Below are 2,099 nucleotides of genomic sequence, written 5' to 3'. Positions count from 1 at the left end.
TCGATCATCCTGACCGGCGTTTCGCTGGCGACCGTCTGTGCGGCGCCGGTCGGCGCCTATGTCGGTGACATCTGGGGCTGGCGCACGGCCTTCATGATTGCGACCGTGGTCGCCGCCCTGGCGCTGCTGGTGCAGCTGGCCACCATTCCGAAATTGCCCCCCGTGGGTGTGGCAAGCTTCCGCACCTTGCTCGACGTGCTGAAGCGTCCGTCGATCAGGGTGGCGCTGCTGGTCGCTTCGGGACACTTTGCCGGCTTCACCTATGTCCGTCCCTTCCTCGAGAAGGTCCCCGTGCTCGACATCGAGACGATCTCGCTGGTGCTGCTGGCCTATGGCATTGGCGGCTTCTTCGGCAATGTCGCCGGCGGCATCCTGGCCGAGCGCAGCCTCAAGGCAGCCGTTGGGCTGGCGCCCTTGCTGATCGCACCGGCCGCCGCCTCGATGCTGGTTTTCGGAGCTTCGCCGACGATCGCCGCTGCCGCCGTTGCGGTCTGGGGCTTTGCTTTCGGCGCGGTTCCGGTCGGGCTGCAGAGCTGGCTGGTGCGGGCAGCACCCGACCAGGCAGAAAGCGCCGGCGGACTGATGGTGGCGACGTTCCAGGTGGCGATCGCGCTCGGCGCCGTCTTCGGCGGCCTGCTGGTCGACCACACCGGCGTCGCCAGTGCCTTCGCCTATTGCGGCGCGGCGACATTGCTGGCGGCCAGCGTGGTGTTCCTGCGCGGCCCGAAGCAGACCGAGTAGCCTCGCCGCAATCAGGCTTCCCTGACACCTGCGCGTCGGCCCGAGAACCATCACGGTTTTCGGTCGACGCCGTTGTGACGGCAGCAACGAACGAACTCAGGCCGACCGCCCGTCGAAATCGAAGACCGACAGAGTCGAGGGGTCGAGATCGGCAACCCAGTTGATGTTGATGTAGGCGCTGCGCTCACGGCCCTCGCGGACATCCTCCGCAAAGGGATGGATGCCGCAGGCCCGGCAGAACCGGTGCGCGATGGCATGATTGCCGAATGTGTAGGTGCCCAAATCGTCGGCCCAGGCCAGGACCCGCAAGGTCCCGTGCGGGATGGCACACAACAGGGCGCCCTTGCGCGAGCAGATCGAGCAATTGCACCTGATGGCACTGGTCAGTTCGGCTTTGAATTCGAAGGCGACCGTGCCGCAGTGGCAGCTGCCTTTGTAGAGCATCGGATTTTCCTCGCATTCGACAGGGTGCAAAACCGCCTGCGCCGGGTTAAGTCTCGGCAAGCCAGGCACTGGCCGCTATCCCTTAAGACGTTCAAGGCGTCCGGAGTCCGACACCGAAAATGCAATCCGTCCGTGATCATCTGGAAATCATCCTTGCGCGCCTCGCCGCCCGTGCCGGCGAAGAGCGTGTGTTCACGAAGCTCTATGCCGAAGCCGCGAGGGCCGCGGCCGATGCCAGCGATGCGCGCAGCCAAGCCGGCGTGACGCTCGGGCCGCTCGACGGCACCATCGTCTCGATCAAGGATTTGTTCGATGTCGCCGGCGAGCCAACCACGGCCGGCTCGCTGATGCTCAAGACCGCAGCACCTCCGCTGCGCGATGCCGCGATCGTCAGCCGGCTGCGGCAGGCCGGCGCGGTTATCATCGGCAAGACCAACATGACCGAATTCGCCTTCACCGCGATCGGCGACAACCAGCATTTCGGCACGCCCGGCAATGCTGTGGACACCAATCGCATTCCGGGTGGTTCTTCCTCAGGCGCCGGCGTTTCCGTCGGCGAGCGCACGAGCGAAATATCGATCGGTTCCGACACCGGCGGTTCGATACGCATTCCGGCTTCACTCAACGGTGTCGTCGGCTTCAAGCCGACGGCGCGGCGCGTGCCGCTCGCCGGTGCGTTCCCACTGTCGGCCACGCTGGACTCGATCGGTCCGCTTGCCCGAACTGTCGCTCAGTGTGCCGCCGCCGACGCCGTGATGGCCGGTGAGGTGCCGGCCGCGCTGACGCCGATTGCCCTGGCAGGGCTTCGCATAGGCATTCCGCGCGGCGTCCTTTTCGAAGAGACGGAAGACGAGGTGGCGACCGCGTTCGACCGCTGCCTTGGCAAGATCGAGCAGACGGGCGCGCGGAATGCC

General features: G+C 66.0%; 3 protein-coding genes. 2 read left to right on the top strand and 1 reads right to left on the bottom strand.

Going from position 1 to position 2,099, the window contains the following annotated elements; all coding sequences use genetic code 11:
• A partial coding sequence (locus EN914_RS33160) for an MFS transporter (protein ID WP_164779101.1) occupies positions 1-741 on the top strand: 741 nt, incomplete at its 5' end.
• 96 nt (positions 742-837) lie between these two features.
• Here the strand turns inward: EN914_RS33160 and EN914_RS33155 are convergent.
• Entirely contained in the window at positions 838-1,185 is a 348-nt protein-coding gene (locus EN914_RS33155) for a GFA family protein (RefSeq protein WP_024504436.1), read from the bottom strand.
• A gap of 119 nt (positions 1,186-1,304) precedes the next feature.
• On the opposite strand from EN914_RS33155, the gene EN914_RS33150 reads away from it, so the two are divergent.
• Positions 1,305-2,099: amidase family protein (locus EN914_RS33150; protein ID WP_245497904.1), on the top strand; the 795-nt coding region annotated here is incomplete at its 3' end.

Source organism: Mesorhizobium sp. M7A.F.Ca.CA.001.08.2.1, assembly GCF_003998455.1.
GTDB classification, from domain to species: Bacteria; Pseudomonadota; Alphaproteobacteria; order Rhizobiales; family Rhizobiaceae; genus Mesorhizobium; species Mesorhizobium ciceri.
The sequence above is the reverse complement of the archived record's forward strand: the minus strand, read 5'-3'. Positions and strand labels throughout refer to the sequence as shown.

Bases quoted from the DNA above. Each gene is read 5' to 3' on its own strand.
- EN914_RS33155 (WP_024504436.1), bottom strand. From the start codon at position 1,185: ATGCTCTACAAAGGCAGCTGCCACTGCGGCACGGTCGCCTTCGAATTC.